The organism is Flavobacterium sp. GL_143 (assembly GCF_057834355.1).
The window spans coordinates 5,252,223-5,277,839 of the sequence record NZ_CM174401.1 but is presented as its reverse complement, the minus strand read 5'-3'; the positions used below and the strand labels follow the sequence as shown (position 1 = coordinate 5,277,839).

Sequence of the window (25,617 nt, the reverse complement as noted above, 5' to 3'; positions counted from 1 at the left end):
AAATGATTTAAAATTATAGCTTTGTTGTACTAGCACATCTAAAACCTAGATTTCGCGTTGAATATTGCGCTTTAAGACTTCCTCTAAAGGCATATCGCATAAAAGCAGCATAATCCATCAAGTCGGATGCATTTACAGATGCGCCTCCACAAAAAAGATTTTTATCGTCGCTTTTATCTTTTCTGGATTCTCCAGACAAAAAGATACTATTAAAGTCTGAAGTCCATTCCCATACTAAACCATGCATGTCATAAACGCCCCAATAATTTTTGAACGTTTGTCCAATAGGATTTTCATACGTTTTTGATTTCTCGTACCAGGACAAAATGTATTTATTAAATTCCGTTTTAGTTCTGGCATCAATCCTTTTTTCATCTGCCATGGCAACATATTCCCATTCGTCCATTGTAGGCAATCGCTTTCCTTGGCATTCACAATATTTTTTGGCAGCAAACCAAGAAACGTTTGTTACAGGAGCTTTTGGATTTGAATTTCCGAAATCAAAATCCGATTTCCAATAAGACAGATAACTTTTGTCTGCAAAAAGTCCTTTTATTTTAGATTTACTATAACTTGGATTCTTTTTGAGGAAACTCAAAAACTCATTGTTTGTAACAGGATAAACATCTATAAAAAAAGGTTTTACAATGACAGGTGTTTTTGTTGTAGCCCCGTAAAGAGGGACAAAGGAGCCCTCTTTTATCGGAACCATTTTCGATTCTTGTGCCCTTACCATTCCCGTAATATGAGCCAAGAAAAGAATAATAATGAAAATGCTTTTTTGCATACTATTTGGTGTTGTTATCTTTGTGCTTTTACCATTTCGGGAGTAACATCTGTTTTATTATTTCCCCAACTGTTGTATATATAAGTCATAACATTTGCTATTTCATCATCAGATAAATTCTGGCTAGGCATAACATTGTTATATTTTTTACCATTTACAGTTATCTCTCCACTTAAACCATGCAGGATTGTTTTAATTGCTCTGTTAGCATCTGCATTAAGATAATCTGATTTTGCAAGAGGAGGGAACGTACTAGGAATTCCTTGCCCTTCGGATTGGTGACAAGCAAAACAGGTTGTACCAAAAATTTCTTTTCCAATTTTCACCTTTTCTGCTACAGTCCTTTTTGGAATTACTGTTTTAGCAGCTCCATTATCAGGCATTTTCTGAATTGTTCCTCCTTCTGGTAAATAGATACCTTCTTGGATAGTTCCAGAATATATGTTTTTGTGCTCAGCACCTTCTACTTTTAGTATTCCTAGTGCACCTTTATTAAATGCTCTAAAAATGGAGTGATCGACTATGACAAAACTCCCCGGAGTTTCTACTTTAAAATCAACTATAGATGCTCCACCAGCAGGAATTAGCGTAGTTTGAACATTTTTATTAATCATGCTTCCACCTTCTACATGTACATTATCAAATATTTCACCAATAACATGGAAAGAAGATACTAAGTTTGGACCGCCATTACCAACAAATAAACGAACCGTTTCACCAACTTTTGCAGTAAGTTCACCTCCATTTGTTAATGAACCAACTTTCCCGTTAAATACAACATAATCAGGTGTTTCTTTTACCGCTTTATTCATGTCAAAAGCCTGAAGTCCTTGAGCTCCATATTCACCTTGAGTGTAAAAATCACCTTGCATAACGTAGTATTCTTTGTCTACTGGAGGAAGACCACCTTCTGGTTCTACTAAAATTAAACCATACATTCCGTTTGCAATGTGCATTCCAACAGGAGCTGTAGCGCAATGGTAAACATATAGTCCAGGGTTTATTACTTTAAAGCTAAACACTTTTTCATGACCAGGTGCTACAAGTGATGATGATGCTCCACCACCAGGACCCGTAACGGCATGTAAATCGATATTGTGGGGAAGTTTATTATCCGGATGGTTTTTTAAGTGAAATTCGACTTCATCACCAACACGAGTTCTAATAAAACTTCCTGGAACTGAACCTCCAAATGTCCAATAGGTATATTTTACACCATCAGTCATAGTTCCTTCCTGCTCTTTGATTTCCATATTAACTTTTAGTTTCATGGCAGGTCTGTTACCAACTGGTTTTGGTACCATTGGTGGAGCTGTAAGTTCAGCTTCCATTTCTCCATCAGTTTTAATATCAGTGTAATTCATAGATTCTTCTCCTTTTTTACATGATGCTAATAATAACATTGCAAAAATTGCACAAAAAACAGCTCTCAATTTTAAGGGCATTTTATATTTCTTTTTCATAACAAGTTTGGTTTATTTTAGTTTTAAATCTTTAAACAAAAATAAAAGACTGTTTTGTCTTTTATTATGATAAAAGTCATGTAAGTCATATAAAATATAATTTAATTCAAAATTGTTCTTATTTAATTGCGTTTAATCTTGTTAAAGGTGTGAGTTAAAATTTAACTTAATTATTTGGATATTGATATTCAGAATATTTTTCAATAAAAATAATTGCCAAACTCTATTTTAGAATAATAATCATTATTTTTGCACGCTGTTTAAATTAAAATTATTACTTCAAAATATATTTATGGTAAAAGATTTATTCGAAAGAATTCAGAACAATAAAGGACCATTAGGAAAATGGGCTTCACAAGCTGAGGGCTATTTTGTGTTTCCTAAATTAGAAGGTGAACTTGGCCCAAGAATGCAGTTTGGTGGAAAAAATATTTTAAACTGGAGTTTGAATGACTATTTAGGTTTAGCAAATCATCCAGAAGTACGTAAGGCTGATATTGATGCTGCAACTCAGTTTGGTGCAGCTTACCCAATGGGAGCACGTATGATGTCTGGTCATACTAAATATCATGAGCAATTAGAAAATGAATTGGCTGATTTTGTAATGAAACCAGCAGCTTATTTGTTGAATTTTGGTTATCAGGGAATGGTATCTATTATTGATGCTTTGGTTACTAAAAATGACATTATCGTGTATGATGTAGATTCTCACGCTTGTATTATTGATGGTGTTCGTTTGCATATGGGTAAACGTTTTACTTACAAACACAATGATCTTGAGAGTATGGAGAAAAACCTGCAACGTGCTACAAAAATGGCAACTGAAACAGGTGGAGGGATTTTATTTATTACCGAAGGTGTGTTTGGAATGCGAGGACAACAAGGAAAATTAAAAGAAATCGTTGCTCTTAAGCAAAAATACAATTTCAGATTATTAGTAGATGATGCACACGGTTTTGGTACACTTGGTAAAACAGGAGCTGGAGCAGGTGAGGAGCAAGGAGTTCAGGATGATATTGATGTTTACTTCTCTACTTTTGCTAAATCTATGGCAAATATCGGAGCTTTCGTAGCTGCAGATAAAGACATTATCGATTATTTAAAATATAATTTACGTTCTCAAATGTTTGCAAAAGCATTGCCAATGATTCAAACAATTGGTTCATTAAAACGTTTAGAATTATTGCGTAATCACCCAGAATTGAAAGATAAACTTTGGGAAAATGTAAATGCATTGCAAAACGGTTTACGTTCTAGAAACTTTAATATTGGTGATACAAATACATGTGTAACTCCAGTTTATCTTCAAGGAAGTGTACCTGAAGCGATGGTAATGGTAAATGATTTAAGAGAAAACTACGGTATTTTCTTGTCAATTGTTATCTATCCAGTTATTCCAAAAGGAATTATTTTATTAAGAATGATACCTACTACATCTCATACTTTGGCAGATATTGATGAGACACTTACAGCTTTTGAAGCTATTCGTGAAAAATTAGAAAATGGAACTTATAAAGAAATTGCTAGTAGAACTACAGTTGATTTAGATGCATAGTTACAATCCAATATTCAATTGAATATATGGGAATTATATAAAAAAATCCATTCGTTATGCGAATGGATTTTTTTTGTTTAAGGCTATTATGTACTATATTTAACATTCAAACTTTTAAACGGAATAATTATGAAAAAAATAATAGCAATAATAGGAGCCGTTACATTAGTATTGGTTTCTTGTAAAAAAGAGAAACAAGAAGAGATAATCCCTAGTACGGTCGAATCTGCAAAAATCGAAGAATCTGTAGGCAAACAATGTTTTCAATCGGTAACTAATAAAGATACGGTTGTACTGATTTTAAACACAAATTCTCATAATGAAGTAGATGGGCAATTGACGTACAAGATTTATCAAAAAGATAAAAACGAAGGAACTATAATAGGGAACATAAAAGGAGATACACTTATTGCTGATTATACTTTTAAATCTGAAGGAGTTTCTTCTATAAGAGAAGTTGCTTTCCTGAAAAAAGCAGGAACTTTTATCGAAGGGTATGGAGACCTTATAGAAACAAACGGTAAGTTGGTATTTAAAGATAAAAAGCTTTTAAAATTTGATTCAAAAATGACTTTATCAAAGGTCGATTGCAAATAGTATTGAGAATGGACAATAAAAAAAATCCATTCGCCGCGGCGAATGGATTTTTTATTATAATTCTTTACGAAAAGTAGCTCTTCGCTTGTGTATTACAGGATCAAAATGTTTCCATAAATTATGAATAGCTACATTATCTGATAATTCAGGAGTTCTATAGCAATTAACAATTCCTTTTTCTTTAAAAGTATGGTAATATTCATTGAAGATAATAGCTGTTACAGCCTTGTTCTGATACTCAGGATGCACACCAATTAGGTAAAAAATCATATCCTTACTATGTTTTTTTGCTTTAAGCAAATGAAGAAATCCAAACGGGAATAATTTTCCTTTTGTTTTCTGTAAAGCTTCCGAAAAGGATGGCATTACAATACTAAAAGCGACAATGTTATGGTCTTTATCTTCTACAAATTTTATAAATTCGGGATTGATAAAACTGATGTATTTCTTTTTGAAGTATTCTTTCTGAACATCCGATATTGCTACAAATGAAGATAAAGAAGCGTAAGATTCATTAAATAAATCAAACATCTTATCTACGTGAGGCATAACTTCTTTAGTTGTCTTAAAGTTAAGCGGTTTTAATTGGTATCTTCTCTTAACCAACTCATTTGCCTTTTCAAAAAACTCAGGTTTTACGTTAGCAAAAGGGAATTTACTTTCGTCGTATTTTTTTTCTACCACATAACCTAATTGTTCAAAATGAGTCGCGTAATAGGGGTGATTGTACCAAGTAATCATCGTTCCTATCTCGTTAAAGCCCTCGGTTAAAACTCCAACTTTATCCAGATTAGAGAATCCCATTGGACCCTCAACATATTCCAGGTTGTTTTTTCGCCCTAATTCATATACTCTTTCAAGTAAAACTTTGGTAACTTCGATATCATCAATAACATCAAACCAACCAAAACGAACTTTCTTTTTTTGTTGTCCATTAACTTCATCCCAGTTAATTATGGCAGCAATTCGTCCTACAATTTCATTGTTTCTAGAGGCTACATAAAAAGTAGCTTCGGCATTTTCGAATGCAGGATTTTTGGTTTTATCAAAAGTCTCTAACTCATCAGCAATAATAGGTGGAACCCAATATTTATTGTCTTTATATAAAGAGAAAGGAAATTTTACAAATTCGGTTAATTCCTTTTTAGTTTTAGCTTCTTGTATTGTAATCATTAAGACGGTATTGTTTATTTAAAATTCTCCTTTTTAAGAGATAGTGTATTAGTAACTACAGTTTTTATTCAAAAGTAGCTTTACGCTTTTGTTCCATTAACTGATAATCTTCTTCTTTTTCTTTTTTCTTGCTTTTTTTAGGGTTTTTGTCTTTTTTACCTTTTTTATCAGTAAAATTCATCTGAACCTCTTTGTATTTTGCATCGTAACGCCAAGAAAAACCTACTCCACCATAAAAAATAGAAGGAGTGTCTTTAAAATTAGTACTTATAGAAGCGTCGATTTGCATGCTTTTGTTTAATAAATATGCAGCACCACCTCTAATAATACAATCGCTATAAAAGTCACTTTTGTACCCTTGATTTTCGACAAAACCAGACCATTTGTCATTAAAACCTCTTGTGAGTGTTAATACATATCCATAACTAGGATAGTCGGTGGTAATATAATCGGCAATGATATTGGTTACAAAAACCCATTTTCCATCACCTAAGTGGTTTTGAGTAATCAACATGATTTTAGGAGAAATGCTAGATTCATTCGAAAAAGCATACGGATTTCCTGCAAAAGTAAAATTAGCTCCTGCAAAAATAGAAACCGCAGGAATTAATTGATGCCAGTTAAATTTTTGATTAGCCTTCCAGCTATAAATATTAGGTTTCTTTTCGTAGTTTTTAAAAGGATCGTAGATTAAATATTTAGCTCCAAGTATAGTTTGCTTAAAATCATTTTTTTTGTAACTATTAAAAGGAGTGCTATAATCTTCCATTTGGTATTGCAAATCGGCGATAAGCTCTAGTTGCTCACGAAAAAGTCCCCAACGAAGCGTTAAATCAGTACCGAAACCACTTGCGTTATAATTTAATAAGTCATGTTTTTCATTAATTCCATAAACACCAACTTCAGCTTGTATTACAGATTTTCCTACAGCAAAAGCAGACATTGTTTCTCCTGGGCGGTTTGAATTAATTACATCGGTATGTTGTCCGAAAAAAAGATAAGGCGTTAAAAAAACGCTGGAAATAATCAAGTTTCTGATTTTAAACATATTATTTTTATTAGTTAAAAAGTAATAACGCATTTCAAATGTACTATATTTTATTATTAATTTAAGATTGATATTTTAATTTTGAAGAATGGATTTATTATTTTTGAAAAAAATTATATGATTATGCAAACAGCATCTTTTTCAGGTCTTATAAAAGCGATTTTTTATATGATTGCTTTTTATTACATTTTTAGATTCTTGGCAAAATTATTTCTGCCAGTTTTAGTTAAAAAAGTAGTAGATAAAGCAGGTGAAAACTTTCAGAGACAACAGCAACAACAATATAGACAACCACAAGATAATTCATGGCAAAAAACCAGAACAAATGATGAGGTTATAATTGACACGGCCAATGCGAAAAATCCTCGTGAAACCAAAAAAGTAGGCGATTACGTTGATTACGAAGAAATAGATTAAGTTTGTAGTCAAAATAATAGATTTTCATCCATAACCAAACCCACCAAAATTGAAAGTAATAAATAAGCTTTATCCGCATGCCCTTGTTATATTGGGATTTGTACTCGTTTCTTTAATTTATTTTTATCCTGTATTACAAGGAAAACAGATTTTTCAATCGGATATTGCACAATATACCGGAATGGCCAAGGAACAAAATGATTTCAGAGCAACTGAACATTCTGAACCATATTGGACAAATTCGGCTTTTGGCGGAATGCCAACTTATCAACTAGGAGCTAATTATCCGCATGATTATGTAGGTCAGATAGATGATGCTTTACGATTTTTGCCTCGTCCGGCAGATTATCTGTTTTTATATTTCTTAGGGTTTTATGGTTTGTTATTGGTTTTGAGAATCGACCCGCTTAAGGCTTTTATCGGAGCATTAGCTTTTGGATTCTCTACTTATTTAATTATTATTCTTGGAGTTGGACATAATGCCAAAGCGCATGCTATTGCGTATATGCCACTGGTTATCGCCGGATTTATACTCGTATTCCAGAAAAAATATATTCTCGGAGGTTTGCTCACCATGTTTGCGGTAGCGTTAGAAATTAATGCTAACCACTTCCAGATGACGTATTATTTATTGATATTCTTATTGATTCTTTCAGGATATTATACTTTCAATTTTATTAAAGAAAAAGAATATAAGCCACTTTTAATTTCATTTGGGGTTTTGGCAGTAGCCGGAATTTTCGCTTTAGGCGCAAATGCTACTAATTTAATGGCAACGACTGAATATGCAAAATTTAGTATTCGTGATAAAAGCGAACTGACATTTAACCCTGATGGATCTAAAAATCTAACAACAGCTTCAATGACTACAGACTATATTACAGAATATAGCTATGGAATTGCTGAAAGTTTTAATTTAATTGCACCAAGACTTTTTGGTGGTTCTAGTCACGAACCTGTAGGTACAGATAGTAGAATGTACGAGTTTATGATTAGCCAAGGTGTTCCAGAAGGACAGGCTCAAGATTTTGTTTCGGCAATGCCAACGTATTGGGGGGATCAACCGATAGTTTCTGCACCAGCTTATATAGGTGTTGTTGTTTTCTTTTTGGCAGTTTTGGCTTTGTTTATTGATGACCGAAAAATAAAATATGTATTCTTTTCGGGAGCAATGGTTGCTTTAGTACTTTCCTGGGGTAAAAACTTCTCGATATTAACTGACTTTTTTATCCATTACGTTCCTTTGTATGATAAATTTAGAGCAGTTTCTTCTATACAGGTTATTTTAGAATTATGTTTCCCAGTTCTTGCAATTATGGGATTACAATCTTTCTTTAAATTAAAAGACATTGACCCAAAACTACAGCAAAAAGGATTGGTACAAACAGGAGTGTTTAGTATTGGAGTTTTATTGATATTACTTTTTTGTAAAAGTATGTTCAATTTCTCAGGAGCAAGTGATAGTTATTTTTTAGAAAGTTACGGACCAGATTTCGTAGATGCGCTTAAAGATGATAGAAAAAGCTTATACTCAGCAGATTTGTTGCGTTCTGGGTTCTTTATAGTAGTTACTTTTGGAGTTTTATGGTTTTATATTAAAAACAAATTATCTCAAAATACAGCACTAATTATAGTAAGTATTTTTATGATTTTTGATTTGTTTTTTGTTGATAAAAAATATGTTTCAGCAAAAGATTTTGTTAGTCCAGTACAAATCGCAGCTCCTTTTCAAGAAACGCCAACAAATACTCAAATATTAAAAGATACTTCAGTTTACCGTGTATTCGATGTTCAAGGGCAATTACAAGGAAGAACTTCTTATTTTCATAAAGCAATAGGAGGATATAGTGCTGTAAGGCCAAGAAGAATGCAACAGTTGTTCGATTATCAGATTTCTAAGAATAATCTAGAAGTACTTAATATGCTTAATGTTAAGTATGTTATACAAGTAAATAAAGAAGGTCAGGAATTTCCAACAATAAATCCAGATGCCAACGGTAATGCTTGGTTTGTAAAAGATGTAAAATTGGTAAATACTGCTGATGCCGAAATGAAACTTTTAGACCATTTAGACACTAAGAATGTAGCAGTTTTTAATATTCATGACCATGGTTCTAAATTTAAAAGTGCTCGATTAAAGAAAAAATGGGATGCAAGCGGAACTATAAAATTAGACGTTTATAAACCAAATTATATTAAATATACATCGGATAACTTAAATGATGGTTTAGCGGTATTTTCTGAGATTTATTATGAAAAAGGATGGAATGCTTACATTGATGGTAAACTTACAGATCATTTTCCTGTAGATTACGTGTTAAGAGCACTTGAGGTTCCTGGAGGAAAACATACAATCGAATTTAAATTTGAGCCAGAAGTTGTTAAAACTGGTAGTATGATTACACTTGCTAGTTCAATAGGTATGCTAGTTCTTTTAATCGGAGGAATTTATTTTGAAAGAAAAAAATCGATTGGCGTTAAGTAATCAGATTTTGATTTTAGCTTGACAATAATGATTTTAAAAATTCTTAAAGTATTTCTTCTTGTATTCCTAGATGCAGCAATACTCATTTTCTGTGGTATTTATATGATGGGATATGATGACTTTTATGAAGAGAGTCAAGGAGAATATTTTAGTCTTTCAAGTATGGAAACTAAATATAAGATCGTTTGGATTTTTTATAATTTTTGGATTGTTTTAAATTGGCTTATTTTATTCTATATTTTATTTAGAATATTTAAGAAAACTATTTCGAAATAATTTTATGAAATTGTAATTTTTCTATTAACTGTTAAATTTGCAACTTTAAACATTAAACCACTTTTTTCTTGGAACAAAAGAAACTCCTAATTATAACATATTACTTTCCACCAGCTGGAGGGCCTGGCGTGCAACGTTGGTTGAAATTTGTAAAATATTTGCCCGAATTTGGTGTTCAGCCAATTGTATATGTACCAGAAAATCCAACATATCCTATTGTTGATGAAGGATTGATGAACGAAGTTTCGGATCAGGTAATTGTTATCAAGAATAAAATTATTGAGCCTTATCAATTAGCTTCATTTTTTTCGAAAAATAAAACAAAGAAAATAGCTTCTGGAATTATTCCGAATCAGAAAAAGCAATCTTTTTTGGATAAAACATTCCTTTGGATTCGTGGAAATTTATTTATTCCCGATGCTCGTGTTTTATGGGTAAAGCCATCGGTTTCTTTTTTAGAAAAATACATTGTAGAGAATAATATCGATACGATTGTAACTTCTGGTCCGCCACATAGTTTGCATCTTATTGGTTTAGAATTAAAACAGAAATTAAATGTAAAGTGGTTTGCCGATTTTCGTGATCCATGGACTACGATAGGTTATCATAAATCATTGCGTTTATCAAGTTATGCTGCTAAAAAACATAAGAAATTAGAACATCAGGTTTTAAATACTGCCGATACTATTCTTGTAACAAGCAAAACTACCAAAGCAGAATTTCAGGAAATAACAACAAAACCTATTGAAGTTATTACCAATGGTTATGATGTAGAAAATGTAGAGAAGCAAACATTAGATACCAAGTTTACTTTGGCGCATATTGGTTCTTTTTTATCCGAAAGAAACCCTCTTTTTTTATGGGAATGTTTGGTTGAGTTATTGCAGGAAATCCCTGAATTCAAACAACACTTGCAAGTAAAACTAATTGGTGCAGTTAGTCAGGAAGTATTAGAAACAATCGAGAAGTTCAAACTGAATGATTACCTGAATAATTTAGGTTATGTTTCGCATAACGAAGCTATTGCTCATCAAAGAAAATCTCAGGTTTTATTGTTAATCGAAATAAACTCAGAAGATACAAAGAGTATTATTCCTGGTAAGTTGTTTGAGTATATGGTTTCTAATAGACCAATAATTGCAATTGGACCTAAAGGTTCTGACTTCTCAGATATTATAACTCAGACAAATACGGGTGTGTTTTTTGACTATTCTGAAAAAATGAAATTAAAAAGTGTAATTTTGGATTTTTATAATCAATTTTTAGAAGGAAAACTACAATCAAACGGAGTTGGATTGCAGCAATATTCTAGAAAAAACCTAACAAAACAGTTAGCACAATTGATTAAATAGAATACTTTTTAAAATTTCAATAAAAAACATAAATACCTTCAATGGGCATAGTCTTAAATCAGTCTTTTAAAAATACTATTATAACATATATTGGTTTTGGTATTGGTGCAATAAACACGCTTTATTTATATCCGATTTATTTAGGCGAAACGTATTATGGTTTAACAAATTACGTTACTTCAGCGGCAAATGTTATCATGCCTTTGTTTGCTATCGGGATGCAAAATACATTAGTCAAGTTTTATTCTCAATATAAAACAGAAGAAGAAAGAGAGCAGTTTTTGTCCTTTACAGCACTATTTCCTGTTTTAATGTGTATTCCTTTGGGAATAATTGGACTTTTCTTTTTTGATGATATCACGGCTTTTGTATCAAAGAAAAATCCTGTTGTAAAAGAGTTTATCTTATTGATTCCTTTTATCGGAATTTGTATGGCTTATTTCGAGATTTTTTATGCTTGGGCAAGAGTACATATGCATTCCGTTTTTGGTAATTTTATCAAAGAAGTTGGTTTAAGATTATTTTCTACACTTGCTTTGGTAGGATTATATTTTGATTGGATAACCTTAATTCAATTTGTATATGTGACAGCTGCAATTTATTTTATAGCTTTTATCGTAACGATGTTTTATGCTTTTAGTATCAAAAAGCCTAAGTTTCAGATTACAATACCAGCAAATGTAAAAAGTGTAATGGAATATACGTTTTACATAATCCTTTCAGGAAGTGTAGCCAATTTGCTTTTGGATGGAGATAAGCTTATGCTTAATCAGTATATGAAAATTGAGAATATTGCTTATTATTCGGTAGCAACATATATAGCCTTGGTAATCTCTGTTCCAAGTCGTGCTATGCATCAAATTGTATATCCTATTACGGCAAAGTTAATGCACGATGATAAACACGATGAGTTGAATGATTTGTATAAAAAGACATCTATTAACTTACAGATCGTTGGTGGATTTGTGATGTTGTGTATTTTCGTAAATATTAATCAGTTATACGAAATCGTTCCTGAGGAATATAGAGGAGGAGTTCCTGTTGTTTTTATGATTGGATTGTCTAAATATTTTGATCTTATTTTAGGGAATAATAATGCTATTATTTTTAATACAAAATATTACCGAACGGTATTGTTCTTAGGATTAGGTTTAGTTGTTTTAACCTTTGTTTTAAATATAATTTTTATACCAATTTATGGTATTACAGGTTCTGCATTTGCAACGTTGTTATCTATTACAGCATACAGTTTGGCAAAATTACTTTTTGTAGTTAAGAAACTTCATTTGTATCCTTTTACTAAACAAAACTTGTATTCATTACTGGTTACAACGGTATTGTTTCTATTGTTTTACTTTTGGGAATTTCCAGTTTATCCGTTAATCGGAATTGCTTTAAAATCAGCTATCGTGACGGTTTTTTATGTGTATTTAAATTATAAATTTGCTATCTCTAAAGAGATAAATCAAGTGATAAATAAGTTTATAGGTAAGCTTGGAATTAAAATTTAGTAAGAAATAAGGTCATGAACTAAAAGTGATGCATTTTGTTTTTATATTTGTTATAGCCGCTTGTGGTTTTATTACATACAAATATGAAAAAGAGAGTAATTGTTTTTCTGTTTATTTCGTTGCTATTAGTTTCACAAGTTAGTTTTGCTCAAAAGGCAAAAAAACAACCTGAAAAAGAAATCGTTCAAAGTAATACTGTCGATACGATTGCTAAAATTAATTTAAAAGGATATCCTGTAACACCTTTTAAAGACACCCTTTTTTATGTTTATAATAAAGTAGGTTCATTCTCGGCAGAGAATAGAGCCAAAGCCATTTCGGACAAAATAAAAAAGATTTATGAAGATGCTTTTTTTGTAAGCGATTCTCTAAAAATTATTCCTTCGGATATAAGTTTGGATATTGTTTACGAAAGTGATTTTGTTATAATGTCGATTCTTGAAGCGGATGCAAAATCAGAGAATATGCCTGCTGCCAATGTTGCCAAGCGTAATTTTACGGCAATAAAAAGAGCTATTCTTTTCCAGAATGAAAACTATTCTTTATTACCAAAAAGACTCGGATTTACGGCTCTGCTAATATTAATTCTTGGTCTTGTATTGTTTTTTGTAGGCAAACTTTTTAATAAAGGAAGTCTTTATGTATCCAGAAATAAAAAAAAGTATTTTACAGGATATAAATACAATGAGATAACTATTCTTAGTCCGCAAAAGCAACATTTTTTGGCATTACGATTAATAGGAGCTATAAAGGTTTTCGTTTTGTTATTAATTGTGTATTTATCTTTACCAATACTCTTTAGTATTTTTCCTGCTACCGAAGGTTATACAACAACTTTATTACGATGGATTCTTACGCCTGCAAAATTGGCTGTAATGGGTTTTCTGGCATTTCTTCCTAATTTGTTTACAATACTTGTAATTGCATTTATTTTTAGATACACCTTAAAAGGGATTAAGTTTTTTGTAGATGAGATTAGCAAAGGAAACATAAAAATAGATGGTTTTTATAGTGATTGGGCAAAACCAACCTTTAATATCATCCGTTTTTTAATGTATGCCTTTATGTTGGTTATTATTTTTCCGTACTTACCAGGTTCAGATTCGCCTATATTTAAAGGAGTTTCGGTATTTGTGGGAATCTTATTTTCATTAGGATCGTCTAATGCAATTGCTAATATGGTTGCAGGACTTGTAATAACCTATATGCGCCCTTTTAAAATAGGAGATTTTATAAAAATAGGAGATGTAAGCGGAGAAGTAATCGAAAAAACGGCTTTGGTTACGCGTGTAAGAACACCAAAATTTGAGGATATTACAATACCAAATTCAACTGTTTTATCGAGTACATCGACTAATTATTCGGCAAACACAAAAGAGAATGCAAGAGGATTGGTTATGCATTCTACCGTTACAATTGGATACGATGTGCCTTGGAGAGATGTTCATAAAGCATTAATTAATGCAGCGACAAAAACAGATTTTATAGAAACTACTCCGGCTCCGTTTGTTTTGCAAACAAGTTTGGATGATTTTTATGTTGCCTATGAAATTAATGCTTATACCAAAGAGCCTCAGAAACAACCTCAAATTTATTCATCCTTACATCAAAATATTCAGGATAGCTTTAACGAAGCTGGTATCGAAATTATGTCGCCACATTATAAAGCGCTGCGTGATGGAAATAAAACGACAATACCCGAAGACTATTTAGGTAATAATTACGAAACTCCTACGTTTAATATAAATGGCAAGTTATAATTTGTTTAAAAGGAATTAGATAGCTAAAAAAAAAGAGAATTGCCTTATGTGTAATGAAACTTTTAATAAGAGACTCTATCTTGTGGAATTAATATTTTTTAGTGTTTTATGATGAAAAATTAATTGTAATATCACTAAAAGTGGGTATTGTGTAGTTTCTGATTGTGAGCTAATTTTGCTTTCTAAATTCCCCCAAATAAATTATTAAAGTAAATAGCTAAAATAATTTTAATTAACGATTATGAAAAGCCCACAGTTTACACAAGAAGAAAGTCTACAAGTATTTTCGAATATAATTTCAAATAAAATACATAACGGTTTTATCTTAGAAGAAAGAAACGATGAAATGCTTTTTGCAGTTTTATCAAAAGGGGAGAGAGTAGTTGATCATAGTTTTAATTTCCTGATTTGTTGCTTAACATTCGGATTATGGTCTATTGCGTGGTTATACTTAACCATAGAATCATCTAAAAACAAAAAGATATTAGTTGCCATCGATGAAGATGGAATTCCTTTTGAAGATAAATGTTATTACGAATAATTTAAGATTACAGTTTGTCTTTTAGATAAATACCTGTTATAGATTTTTTTACTTTAACGATTTCTTCCGGAGTTCCTTCGGCCAATAATTCTCCACCATTTTCTCCACCTTCTGGACCTAAATCTATTATCCAGTCGGCACATTTTATAAGGTCAAGATTGTGTTCAATAACAATTATAGAATGTCCTTTGTCTATCAATGCATCAAATGAAGCCAATAATTTCTTGATATCATGAAAATGAAGTCCGGTTGTAGGTTCATCGAAAACAAATAAAGCTTTATCTTTTGTAGCTCCTTTTACCAAGAAAGAGGCTAGTTTTATACGCTGTGCTTCACCACCAGAAAGAGTCGAAGAGGATTGTCCTAATTGTACATATCCTAAACCAACATCTTGTAGAGGTTGCAATTTTTGAGTAATCTTAGTTTGGCTGTTTTTAGAAAAGAAACTAATAGCATCATCAATTGTCATGGTTAAGATGTCATTGATGTTTTTGTCATCAAAAGTAATTTCTAAAACTTCTTTCTTGAAACGTTTTCCACCACAAGTTTCGCATGGCAACTGTACATCTGCCATAAAAACCATCTCGACGTTAATAGAGCCTTCACCTTTACAAGTTTCGCATCTTCCACCATCTACGTTAAAAGAAAAATGTTTGGCTTGGTAGCCTCTTATTTTTGATAGTTTTTCTTTGGCATATAATTCTCGTATATCATCATAAGCCTTAATGTAGGTTACAGGATTAGAACGCGAACTTCTTCCTATAGGATTTTGATCGACATATTCGATATGTTTTATTTGCGAGAATGAACCTTTTATTTCGGTAAATTGGCCTGCTTTTTCGGCTGCATTATCTAGTTTTTTCTGAATTGCAGGGAACAAAATCTTTTTAACAAGCGTACTTTTTCCGCTACCAGAAACTCCCGTAATTACAGTTAAAACATCTAATGGGAAAGTAACATCTATATTCTTAAGGTTGTTTTCGCGAGCACCAATAACCTGTACGAAGTTTTTAGATTTACGACGTTGTTTAGGAACAGTAATTTCTAAATCGCCATTTAAATATTTAGCTGTTAGAGAAGTTGATTTTAATATTTCGTCATACGTTCCCTGAGCCACTAATTCTCCTCCAAAAGTTCCTGCTTCAGGACCAATATCGATGATCATATCGGCAGCTTTCATGATGTCTTCATCATGTTCTACAACAATTACCGTATTACCTAAATCACGAAGAGAAAGCAATACTTTTATCAATCGTTCAGAATCCTTAGGGTGCAAACCAATACTAGGCTCATCTAGAATATACATAGATCCAACCAAACTACTTCCTAAAGAAGTTGCCAGATTGATACGCTGAGATTCTCCACCAGAAAGAGTCGAAGAATTTCGGTTTAAAGTAAGGTAAGATAATCCGACTTCCGTTAAAAAGGATAATCTATTATTAATTTCGACCAACAAACGTTTTGCAATTTGCTTCTCGTAAACGTTAAGATCTATTTCGTTAAAAAAAGTAACTAAATGCTGAATTGGTAAATCGACTAAATCTGAAACTGTTTTGCTATTTATTTTTACATAAGAAGCTTCTATTCGTAAACGTTTTCCTTTACAAACATGGCATTTTGTTTTTCCGCGGTAACGCGAAAGCATCACTCTGTTCTGAATTTTATAATTTTTCTCTTCTAGTTCTTTGAAGAAATCATTTAAACCTTCAAAATATTGATTTCCTTTCCAGATTAACTCTTTTTGTTCCTCGCTTAATTGAAAGTAAGGTTTGTGTATCGGGAAATCAAATTTATGTGAATTATTTACCAACTGATCACGAAACCAACTCATGCTTTCGCCACGCCATGGGAAAATAGCATTCTCGTAAATAGATAAAGAAGTATTAGGAACGACTAAATCGGCATCGATACCAATAATATTTCCATATCCTTCGCAAGCAGGACAAGCGCCGTATGGATTGTTGAAACTGAATAAATGCGGATTTGGTTCTAAGAATGTGATTCCGTCTAACTCAAAATTATTAGAGTAACTAAATCTTTTATTGGTGTTTAATTCCTGTAAAAAACAAATTCCTTTTCCTTCAAAAAATGCAGTTTGAACAGCATCTGATAGACGATTGAAAAACTCTTCTTCGTCTTTTACAACGATTCTATCAATAATCAATAATATATCCTGATCCTTTTTCGCGTCAAGCGAAGAAGCAAATTCATCAAGACGAACCATTTCGTTATCGATTAAGATACGTGCAAAACCTTGTTGTAATAAAACATTAAGTTTCTCTTCTAGTTTTCTTCCTTTTTCAAGATGAATAGGAGCAAGAAGCAACCATTTACTATCTAATTCGAAGCTTTTTACATCGGTAACAACATCGGTAACGGTATTTTTTTTGACTTCCTGACCAGAAATAGGAGAGTATGTGCGACCAATTCTTGCAAAAAGTAACTTTACATAATCGTAAATTTCTGTAGATGTTCCTACAGTCGAGCGCGCATTGGTAGTATTTACTTTTTGCTCAATAGCAATTGCAGGAGCAATTCCTTTTATGTATTCGACTTTTGGTTTATCTAATCGACCTAAAAACTGACGTGCATACGATGACAAACTCTCGACATAACGACGTTGTCCTTCGGCATACAAAGTATCAAAAGCCAAACTTGATTTTCCAGAACCCGAAAGTCCCGTGATAACAACAAGTTTGTTTCTTGGAATGGCAACATCTACATTTTTTAAATTATGTACCTGAGCACCTTTAATGATGATATTTTTCTTTGGGTCGAGTGTAGAAAGGTCAATTTGCATACAAAAAATCAATTTCCACAAAAGTAATCAATTTTCATTTGAGTTATGTTAAGGATAGGAACTCAATTTGTTTAAAATAATGTGATAATTATTGTTTTAGAGTTTAAATAAGTGTGATAAAATACTATTTGTATTTTTATTTCATTTTTTGCCAAAATAGTGTTTTATCAGTTAATAATGATTTATTTTAGTGCAGTTTTAATACTAAATTAATACCACAGATACCATTGAAATCGAAATTTTACCTTTTGTTCGTTTTTTTATATTGTAGTGTTTATTCTCAGGAATTACCGCCTATAATTAAGTATCCTCCCAGCGTTTACGGAGCAGGTAATCAGAGTTGGATGATTTCGCAAGATCAAAAACATTCTTTATTTTTTGCTAATAATGAAGGTCTTTTGGAATTTAATGGAACCAATTGGGAGTTATATCCATCTCCTAACGAAACGATTATTCGATCTGTAAAAGTTATCGATGATAAAGTTTATACGGGGTTTTATATGAATTTTGGTTTTTGGACAAGACAACCAAATGGAAAATTAAAATATACTTCGCTTAGTGATTCGATAAAAAATAAAATTCTTGATGACGAACAGTTTTGGAACATATTAAAATACGATCAATGGATTCTGTTTCAATCTTTAAACAGAATTTATATTTATGATGCTAAAACTAAAAAGTTTCAGATAATAGCGCCCAAAAATGGTATTGTTAAGTCATTTAGAACAAATACTTCGATTTACTTTCAGACAATGAAAGAAGGCCTTTTTGAAATAGAAAGTGGCAAAAAAGTCTTGATTTCGGATAATCCAATTTTAAAAAATAATACCATTGTAAATATTTTCTCTGTTGATGAAGGTTTGCTAATTCAGACCCAATTAAGCGGATTTTATAAGTTAATCGGGGATAGTTTAACCAAAGTTCATACAGAGATAGATAATGAATTAGAAGCTAGTTTTGTTTATAGTAGTCAGCTACTTTCGGATGGTAGTTTTGCGCTTGGAACGGTATCTGATGGGATTTTTATAATCTCGAAAGAAGGTAAACTCAAGTATCATATTTCTCAAAATAAAGGACTGAGTAATAATACCGCTTTATCATTGTTTGAGGATGATGATAAAAACCTTTGGGTAGGATTAGATAACGGTATAAACTGTATTAATCTTCAGTCGCCCATTCATAGTTTTACCGATGATACAGGGATTCTGGGAACGGTTTATGCCTCAGCTACCCACAACGGAATTTTATATATAGGAACAAATCAAGGGTTATTTTATAAAAAATACCAAAGCACCGAAGAATTTAAGTTTATAAGCGGAACCAAAGGTCAGGTTTGGTCTTTGTTTACCTATGACGGAACGTTGTTTTGTGGGCACGATTCGGGAACATTTGTTATAGAGAATAATATTGCTAAAAAGATATTCTCGGCGTCTGGAACTTGGAAATTTGAAACAATCGCGAGTCATAGTAATTTATTGATGCAAGGTAATTATTATGGCATTTCGGTTCTGGAAAAGGGTAATAATCAGTGGGAATTTAGAAATAAAATAACAGGATTTGATTATTCGTCACGCTATTTTGAAATTACTAAGAATCTGGAGATATATGTAAGTCATGAGTACAAAGGTATTTTTAGGTTACAACTAGATAATGAACTAACAAAAGTTAAAACATTTTTTGCGTATGCATCGCCCAAGAAAGGGAAAAATGCGAGTTTAATTAAGTTTAATAATTCTATTTATTATGCTTACAAAGGAGGGATTTTTAAGCTTAATAATGCAACAAAACAGTTTGAGAAAGACAAACTGCTAAGTTCTGTTTTTGAGAAAGACGAATATACTTCGGGGAAATTAATTGTAGATAATTCTAATAAAATATGGTTGTTTTCTAAAAACTACATTCATTATTTTTCGGCAAGTAAACTAGGAAGTGAGCTTAAGCAAAATGTTATTCCGATTCCTGCATCGTTAACCAACTCCATGTTAGGATTTGAGAATATTACACAGTTATCCAAATCAGATTACCTCATCGGTACAACAGATGGTTATTATACACTGAATATTGATGATTTGAGTTTTAAAAATTATGTAGTTTCTATTGCTGCCATTACTACAAATAAACTTAACGAACGAATTGCCAATGAATCTATTCTTGAAGAAGGAAGTTTTAAATCTGACGAGAATAATATAACTTTTAATTATACGGTTCCAGAATACAATAAATACATTAACTCAGAATACCAATATTTACTAGAAGGTTTTCAGGATGATTGGAGCGAATGGAGTGTAAAGCCAGCGGTGAATTTCAAGAACCTTCCGCCAGGAAATTATACATTTAAGGTAAGGGCGAAATTTGCCAATAAAGTATTAGAAAATACAGCAACATATTCATTTACGATATTAAAACCCTGGTATCTTACCAATGTGGCTTATTTTATTTATTTGTTATTAGCATTAATCGTAGCTTATTTTATAAATAAAGCTTACAGGAATTATTACCATAAACAGAAAGAAAAACTAATAGAAGAAAACAACTTGTTATTAGAGATTAAAGAGCTTGAAAATGAGCAACAATTAATGAAGTTGCGAAACGAGCAATTAACTCAGGATGTAGATAGTAAAAACAGAGAATTGGCAGTTTCTACAATGAGCTTAAATAGTAAAAACGAATTGCTGGCTTTTATAAAAGAAGATCTAAAGAAAACATCCGAAGACGGGGATAAAAATATAAAATCGGTAATTACAACCATCAATAAAAATATCACCGAAGATGATTCCTGGAACGTGTTTAAAGAAGCATTTGATAATGCCGATAAAGATTTTCTGAAAAGGATAAAACAACTTCACCCTTTATTAACTCCAAATGATTTACGACTTTGTGCATACCTGAGATTGAATCTGTCGTCAAAAGAAATTGCTCCATTATTAAATATCTCGGTAAGAAGCGTGGAGATAAAACGTTACCGTTTGCGTAAAAAAATGGATTTACAGCATGAACAAGGCTTAGTCGAGTATATTCTTGCTGTATAGGAAGCTACTAAACAGAAAAATTTACCTATACATCACCACAACATTAACGTTATTGTTGTGGTTTTTTTATGATTTACATTAATATTTTAACATAATTTAACATTGCTGATTTACTATTAATACTGGTAATTTTTTATGTTATATTAAAAATAAATAGTCTTTTTTGTGATTGTATGTTTTTTGTAAAGGTTGTTTTTGAATTATTATCAGTGAATCCGAATAAATTTATCTTTCAATAAAAACCAACTAATTATGAAATCTAGATTATTACTAATGGTATTGTTACTGTTTACATCTTTTGCGTTTTCGCAAGCTTTTGATGTAAAGGGAACTGTACTCGATGGCTCAGGTTTATCATTGCCTGGCGTAAATGTAAAAGTTAAAAGTTCGTCACAAAGTACAACCACCGATTTTGACGGATCTTTTAAGTTGTTAGGTATCCCAAAAGGAACTACAATTGTTTTAAGTTATATTGGTTTTAGAACACAAGAAGTTGTGGTTTCAAGCAGTATAATTACTGTAAAGATGAGCGATGATGCCAGATCGCTTGATGAAGTTGTTGTATTAGGATACAGCAGCAAAAAGAAAAGAGATGTAACAGGAGCAGTTTCTATTGTATCTAGTAAAACCATCGAAGATTTACATCCTATAAAAGTAGAGCAAGCCTTGCAAGGAACCGTTGCAGGTGTTAGCGTTACTGCGCAATCGGGTTCTCCGGGAGCAGCTATGGATATACATATTAGAGGTGTTGCCACCAATGGAAATAATGCTGCAACTGTATTTATAGATGGATATCAGGGAGATTTAAGTATTTTAAATCCTAGTGATATCGAATCGATTACGGTTCTTAAAGATGCGCAAGCAGCAATTTATGGAGTATTAGGAGCTAACGGAATTGTTTTGGTAACTACAAAAACGGGTAAAAAGAATTCTAAAACCAAAGTTTCTTTTAATTCCTCTTTTGGTACACAGGAAACAACCAAAAAAATGTCGGTATTAAATGCTACAGAATATGCATTACTACTAAATGAGAGTTATGCCAATGGCGGACAAACATTGCCTTATCCTAATGTTTCGGGTTTAGGAAAAGGAACAGATTGGCAAAATGAAATTTTTAATCCGGCTCCTATAATTAATAATGATATATCAATATCAGGAGGTTCGGATAAAATCACATATACATTTAGTGGATCTGATTTAAGCCAACAAGGTATTATTGGAGGTTCTAAATCTGACTTTAAAAGAAATACAGCAAGATTGTCTTTAGGAGTCGATTTATCTAGTAAAATAAAACTACAAACCAATATTATTTATACTTACCTAGATAGAGATTCATTAAATGAAAACGGATTGGGTTCTGTGCTTTTTAATGCTATAAATACACCTTCGACTTTACCAGTTCGTGACCAAAACGGGAATTATACATTAGTTCCTGCCACACCAGGTTATGGAGTCGAAATTATTAATCCGCTTGCACAAATAGAGAATACATACAATGACTATAAATTAAAAAAACTGAACGGAAGTGTTAGTCTTACTTATGATGTAACCAAAGAGTTTAAACTAACATCACGTATCGGGTTTAATACAGGAAATAGTATTAGGAAAAACTTCTCAAAACAAATAAGTTATGGAGGAAAAGTGTTTGATATTTCCCGAAGCAGTGTTACTCAAAACACAGTAAACGATAATGATTATACCTACGATTTTTTGGCAGAGTATAAAAAGACACTTTTTGACAGTCATAATATCAAAGCAATTTTTGTATCAACAAGTTATAAAACTTGGGGATCAGGACTTGGAGCAACAGGTTATGATGTACCTAATAATTCATGGCAATATGCCGATATAAATCTGGCTAAAGGAACAAGCCCTGCTGGAGGTCGTGATGTTTCGTCTTATAACTACGATGAAAGAAGAATCTCTTATGTTGGAATTTTAGAATATGATTTTAAAGGAAAATACCTTTTTAGCGGAGTTATCAGAAGAGATGCTTCGACCAAATTTGGACCAGATAACAGAGTAGCATTCTTTCCGTCATTTACTGGGGGATGGGTAGTCTCTGAAGAATCATTTTTAAAAGATAACAGTTTCATTAATTTCTTAAAACTAAGAGTAAGTTATGGAGTTTTAGGAAACGACTTAATCCCTAATAATGGTTATGCAGGATTGTTAGATGGAGAAGCGACTTATGTATATAATGGAGCTTTAGTAAACGGAACTGCAATTGGGGCGTTACCAAATTCAAAATTGCAATGGGAAGAAGCCAAAAAGTTTGATGTAGGATTAGATTTTCGATTATTTAATGAAAAAATAGACTTTACAGCAGATTATTTTATAGATACACGTGATAACTTATTAATCCCAAGAATTCCAGTATCGGCAATAACAGGAGTTTACGCTCCGGGAGCTTCTCCGCCTACTATGAATGCAGGTTCGGTAAGAAATAAAGGATTTGAGTTTGCGATTAATTACAAAGACAAAATATCTGATAGTTTTAATTTTAATATCGGATACAATATAACAACCATCAATAATGAAGTTTTAGAAGTAGCAAATAGTACAGGTTATACCGATGCAGGAAGTTTTGGAGTAGGGCAACCGCTACCTCCGTCAAGAATGGAAAAAGGACAGCCAATAGGGTATTTTTATGGATATAAAACTGATGGAATCTTCCAGAACCAAGCCGAGATTGCAGCGCATCCATCGCAAGCAGCTTTAGGTTCGGTTACAACAGCTCCAGGAGATATTCGCTATAAAGATTTAAATAATGATGGCGTGATAGATAGTAAAGACAGAACCAATATCGGGGATCCAATTGCGAGTGTAATCATGGGATTAAATTTAACCTTTAATTACAAAAACCTTGACTTTCTAGCTTATTCCTATGCATCTATAGGAAATGATATGGTGAGAAATTACGAACGTACACTTACAGATGTAAATAAATCTAATTATGTTTTAGGACGATGGACAGGTGAGGGAACAAGCAATACAGTTCCTAGAGTAACAACTGGAGCTACAAATAACACACTCTTTTCAGACTATTATGTAGAAGATGCTTCTTTTTTAAGAATCCAAAACGTGCAATTAGGCTATACATTAAACAAAGCATTCTCGGATAAAATCGGAATCTCAAAACTACGCTTGTATATGGGAGTAAACAATTTGTACACATTTACCAAGTACAGAGGTTTTGACCCAGCAGCTTTATCAGGACCATTAAATGCCGATAATGTTTCGCAATCGTCAGTGGGATCAGGAATCGATAACGGATTTTATCCAACACCAAGGATTTATACAATGGGATTAAATCTAAATTTTTAAAAGTAAGAAAATGAAAAAGTATATTATAAATATAGGACTAGGAATCGTGCTTTTGGGAGCAATAAGTATTTCTTGTACAGATAGTTTTGTCGAGCGTGACCCAGTATATTCAATAGATTCCGAAAATTATTTTAATTCAGAATCAGATTATTACAATGCCTTAATTGGAGCCTACGATTTATTGCAATCCTCTTATGTAAATGTTTTATTGGGCGAGATAGCCTCAGATAATACATTTTCGGGAGGAGAAAGTGCCAGTGATGTAATAGGATTCCAGCAAGTAGATGATATGACGCACACAGCTGTAAATAGTAATATAAAAGATGTTTGGAACTGGATGTTTGCGGGAGTTAATAGAGCAAGTTACATTTTAGAGTTTAAGGACAAAACAGACTTCCCAGGGAAAAATCAAATATTGGCCGAAGCTCATTTTTTAAGAGCATATTATCATTTTGAATTAGTAAAATGGTTCGGGGCTATTCCGCTAAACGGAGATAAGAGATTTAAATTAAATGATGAGAAAACAATTCCGCGTTCATCAGTTCCGGAAGTTTATGCTTCTATAGAAGCCGATTTGCTTTACGCAGTCGCTAATTTAAACCCGAATGCTCCAGATGTAGGAAGAGCGACTAAAGGTGCAGCACAAGCACTATTAGGAAAAGTGTACTTGTATCAAAACAAATATTTGGATGCATCCAAAGTCTTAGATAAAGTAATTGAATCAGGTAAATATTCATTAGTGACTGATTACAATACAATCTTTGAAAATGCTGGAGAAAACGGAAGAGAATCTGTGTTTGAAGTACAATATAGCGATGCCGAAGGAGCAAATTTTGGATGTTTACAATGTAGCGAAGGTAACGTAGCAGTAGGATTTAACGGAGTAAGAAACTATGTAGGACCATTTTTTGATTCAGGATATAGTTTTAATATACCAACTCCAAAAATTGCAGATGCATTTGAGGTAGGCGATAAACGTAAAGATGTTGCTATTTTGGATATTGTCGCTTGGGCTGCAGCCAATAATGCCACTTATGGAGTAGGATATAAGCACACAGGATATTTTAACCGTAAATATTTACCACGTCAAGGCGATGCTAATATTGGGGATCAAAACCTAACAAATCCTAATAATTATAGAGCAATACGTTATGCCGATGTTTTGTTAATGGCAGCCGAAGCTTATAACAGAGGAGGATTAGACGATGCCAAAGCAAGAACATACTTAAACGAAGTAAGAAGACGTGCATTTGGAGATACAAATCATGATATATCGGCTTCAGGACCAGCCTTAACAGATTTTATTTGGTCAGAAAGAAGATTTGAATTTGTTGGAGAAGGACTTCGCTTTTTCGATTTAGTGCGTACAGGAAAAGCAGCACAAGAAATTGTAGGTTTTAAGGCTGGAAAAAATGAAATATTTCCAGTTCCTATCGAAGAGATTCAATTCTCAAACGGAAACTGGCAGCAAAATCCTCAATATTAAAAAATAGTAT

Annotated in this window: 16 protein-coding genes; 11 read left to right on the top strand and 5 right to left on the bottom strand. The window is 32.3% G+C overall.

Annotated features, from left to right (window positions below; all coding sequences use genetic code 11):
• Positions 1–13 precede the first annotated feature (13 nt).
• Both AC3IPI_RS22305 and nirK read right to left on the bottom strand, forming a co-directional pair.
• Positions 14–787: a formylglycine-generating enzyme family protein gene (locus tag AC3IPI_RS22305; protein WP_489155835.1), complete on the bottom strand. Its 774-nt coding sequence runs from the start codon at positions 785–787 to the stop codon at positions 14–16.
• A gap of 14 nt (positions 788–801) precedes the next feature.
• Complete coding sequence (nirK, locus tag AC3IPI_RS22300; RefSeq protein ID WP_489159249.1) at positions 802–2,190, bottom strand: copper-containing nitrite reductase; 1,389 nt, start codon at positions 2,188–2,190, stop codon at positions 802–804.
• Between the two features lie 352 nt (positions 2,191–2,542).
• On the opposite strand from nirK, the gene capB reads away from it, so the two are divergent.
• Both capB and AC3IPI_RS22290 read left to right on the top strand, forming a co-directional pair.
• The gene (gene capB / locus AC3IPI_RS22295) at positions 2,543–3,805 is read left to right on the top strand and encodes a cysteate-C-fatty acyltransferase (protein WP_039117131.1); all 1,263 of its coding nucleotides are present in this window, start codon (positions 2,543–2,545) and stop codon (positions 3,803–3,805) included.
• Positions 3,806–3,934: 129 nt separating this feature from the next.
• Positions 3,935–4,402 carry a hypothetical protein gene (locus tag AC3IPI_RS22290; RefSeq protein WP_039117132.1) on the top strand — a complete coding sequence of 156 codons (468 nt, stop codon included), beginning with the start codon at positions 3,935–3,937 and terminating at the stop codon, positions 4,400–4,402.
• A gap of 54 nt (positions 4,403–4,456) precedes the next feature.
• Here AC3IPI_RS22290 and AC3IPI_RS22285 read toward each other — a convergent pair whose 3' ends face one another.
• Both AC3IPI_RS22285 and AC3IPI_RS22280 read right to left on the bottom strand, forming a co-directional pair.
• Entirely contained in the window at positions 4,457–5,575 is a 1,119-nt protein-coding gene (locus tag AC3IPI_RS22285) for a hypothetical protein (RefSeq protein WP_039112617.1), read from the bottom strand.
• A 64-nt stretch (positions 5,576–5,639) separates the two neighbouring features.
• A complete protein-coding gene (locus tag AC3IPI_RS22280) occupies positions 5,640–6,623 on the bottom strand; it encodes a transporter (RefSeq protein ID WP_039112620.1) in 984 nt (327 codons plus the stop codon).
• 123 nt (positions 6,624–6,746) lie between these two features.
• Here AC3IPI_RS22280 and AC3IPI_RS22275 point away from each other — a divergent pair, with 123 nt between their 5' ends.
• From AC3IPI_RS22275 to AC3IPI_RS22250, 6 genes are all read left to right on the top strand, one after another.
• A complete protein-coding gene (locus AC3IPI_RS22275) occupies positions 6,747–7,040 on the top strand; it encodes a DUF4834 family protein (RefSeq protein ID WP_039117189.1) in 294 nt (97 codons plus the stop codon).
• A gap of 49 nt (positions 7,041–7,089) precedes the next feature.
• On the top strand, positions 7,090–9,525 hold the full coding sequence (locus tag AC3IPI_RS22270; RefSeq protein WP_489155831.1) for a YfhO family protein: 2,436 nt from the start codon (positions 7,090–7,092) through the stop codon (positions 9,523–9,525).
• Between the two features lie 344 nt (positions 9,526–9,869).
• Complete coding sequence (locus tag AC3IPI_RS22265) at positions 9,870–11,153, top strand: glycosyltransferase family 4 protein (protein WP_039112623.1); 1,284 nt, start codon at positions 9,870–9,872, stop codon at positions 11,151–11,153.
• Positions 11,154–11,194: 41 nt separating this feature from the next.
• Complete coding sequence (locus AC3IPI_RS22260; RefSeq protein ID WP_039112624.1) at positions 11,195–12,664, top strand: lipopolysaccharide biosynthesis protein; 1,470 nt, start codon at positions 11,195–11,197, stop codon at positions 12,662–12,664.
• Positions 12,665–12,747: 83 nt separating this feature from the next.
• A complete protein-coding gene (locus tag AC3IPI_RS22255; protein WP_489155828.1) occupies positions 12,748–14,424 on the top strand; it encodes a mechanosensitive ion channel family protein in 1,677 nt (558 codons plus the stop codon).
• A gap of 241 nt (positions 14,425–14,665) precedes the next feature.
• Entirely contained in the window at positions 14,666–14,965 is a 300-nt protein-coding gene (locus AC3IPI_RS22250) for a hypothetical protein (RefSeq protein WP_035623094.1), read from the top strand.
• 7 nt (positions 14,966–14,972) lie between these two features.
• On the opposite strand, the gene uvrA is transcribed toward AC3IPI_RS22250, so the two are convergent.
• Positions 14,973–17,765, bottom strand: coding sequence for an excinuclease ABC subunit UvrA (gene uvrA, locus AC3IPI_RS22245; protein WP_489155825.1), 2,793 nt, complete (start codon positions 17,763–17,765; stop codon positions 14,973–14,975).
• A 344-nt stretch (positions 17,766–18,109) separates the two neighbouring features.
• On the opposite strand from uvrA, the gene AC3IPI_RS22240 reads away from it, so the two are divergent.
• The 3 genes from AC3IPI_RS22240 (at position 18,110) to AC3IPI_RS22230 (ending at position 25,607) form a co-directional block, all read left to right on the top strand.
• Positions 18,110–20,794 carry a triple tyrosine motif-containing protein gene (locus AC3IPI_RS22240; protein WP_489159248.1) on the top strand — a complete coding sequence of 895 codons (2,685 nt, stop codon included), beginning with the start codon at positions 18,110–18,112 and terminating at the stop codon, positions 20,792–20,794.
• 252 nt (positions 20,795–21,046) lie between these two features.
• The gene (locus AC3IPI_RS22235) at positions 21,047–24,121 is read left to right on the top strand and encodes a SusC/RagA family TonB-linked outer membrane protein (protein WP_489155823.1); all 3,075 of its coding nucleotides are present in this window, start codon (positions 21,047–21,049) and stop codon (positions 24,119–24,121) included.
• Positions 24,122–24,131: 10 nt separating this feature from the next.
• A complete protein-coding gene (locus AC3IPI_RS22230) occupies positions 24,132–25,607 on the top strand; it encodes a RagB/SusD family nutrient uptake outer membrane protein (RefSeq protein WP_489155821.1) in 1,476 nt (491 codons plus the stop codon).
• Positions 25,608–25,617: the final 10 nt, after the last annotated feature.

Coding starts and splice junctions, on each gene's coding strand:
- AC3IPI_RS22305 (WP_489155835.1), bottom strand. CDS start 787: ATGCAAAAAAGCATTTTCATTATTATTCTTTTCTTGGCTCATATTACG.
- nirK (WP_489159249.1), bottom strand. CDS start 2,190: ATGTTATTATTAGCATCATGTAAAAAAGGAGAAGAATCTATGAATTAC.
- capB (WP_039117131.1), top strand. CDS start 2,543: ATGGTAAAAGATTTATTCGAAAGAATTCAGAACAATAAAGGACCATTA.
- AC3IPI_RS22290 (WP_039117132.1), top strand. CDS start 3,935: ATGAAAAAAATAATAGCAATAATAGGAGCCGTTACATTAGTATTGGTT.
- AC3IPI_RS22285 (WP_039112617.1), bottom strand. CDS start 5,575: ATGATTACAATACAAGAAGCTAAAACTAAAAAGGAATTAACCGAATTT.
- AC3IPI_RS22280 (WP_039112620.1), bottom strand. CDS start 6,623: ATGTTTAAAATCAGAAACTTGATTATTTCCAGCGTTTTTTTAACGCCT.
- AC3IPI_RS22275 (WP_039117189.1), top strand. CDS start 6,747: ATGCAAACAGCATCTTTTTCAGGTCTTATAAAAGCGATTTTTTATATG.
- AC3IPI_RS22260 (WP_039112624.1), top strand. CDS start 11,195: ATGGGCATAGTCTTAAATCAGTCTTTTAAAAATACTATTATAACATAT.
- AC3IPI_RS22255 (WP_489155828.1), top strand. CDS start 12,748: ATGAAAAAGAGAGTAATTGTTTTTCTGTTTATTTCGTTGCTATTAGTT.
- AC3IPI_RS22250 (WP_035623094.1), top strand. CDS start 14,666: ATGAAAAGCCCACAGTTTACACAAGAAGAAAGTCTACAAGTATTTTCG.
- uvrA (WP_489155825.1), bottom strand. CDS start 17,765: ATGCAAATTGACCTTTCTACACTCGACCCAAAGAAAAATATCATCATT.
- AC3IPI_RS22240 (WP_489159248.1), top strand. CDS start 18,110: ATGATTTCGCAAGATCAAAAACATTCTTTATTTTTTGCTAATAATGAA.
- AC3IPI_RS22235 (WP_489155823.1), top strand. CDS start 21,047: ATGAAATCTAGATTATTACTAATGGTATTGTTACTGTTTACATCTTTT.
- AC3IPI_RS22230 (WP_489155821.1), top strand. CDS start 24,132: ATGAAAAAGTATATTATAAATATAGGACTAGGAATCGTGCTTTTGGGA.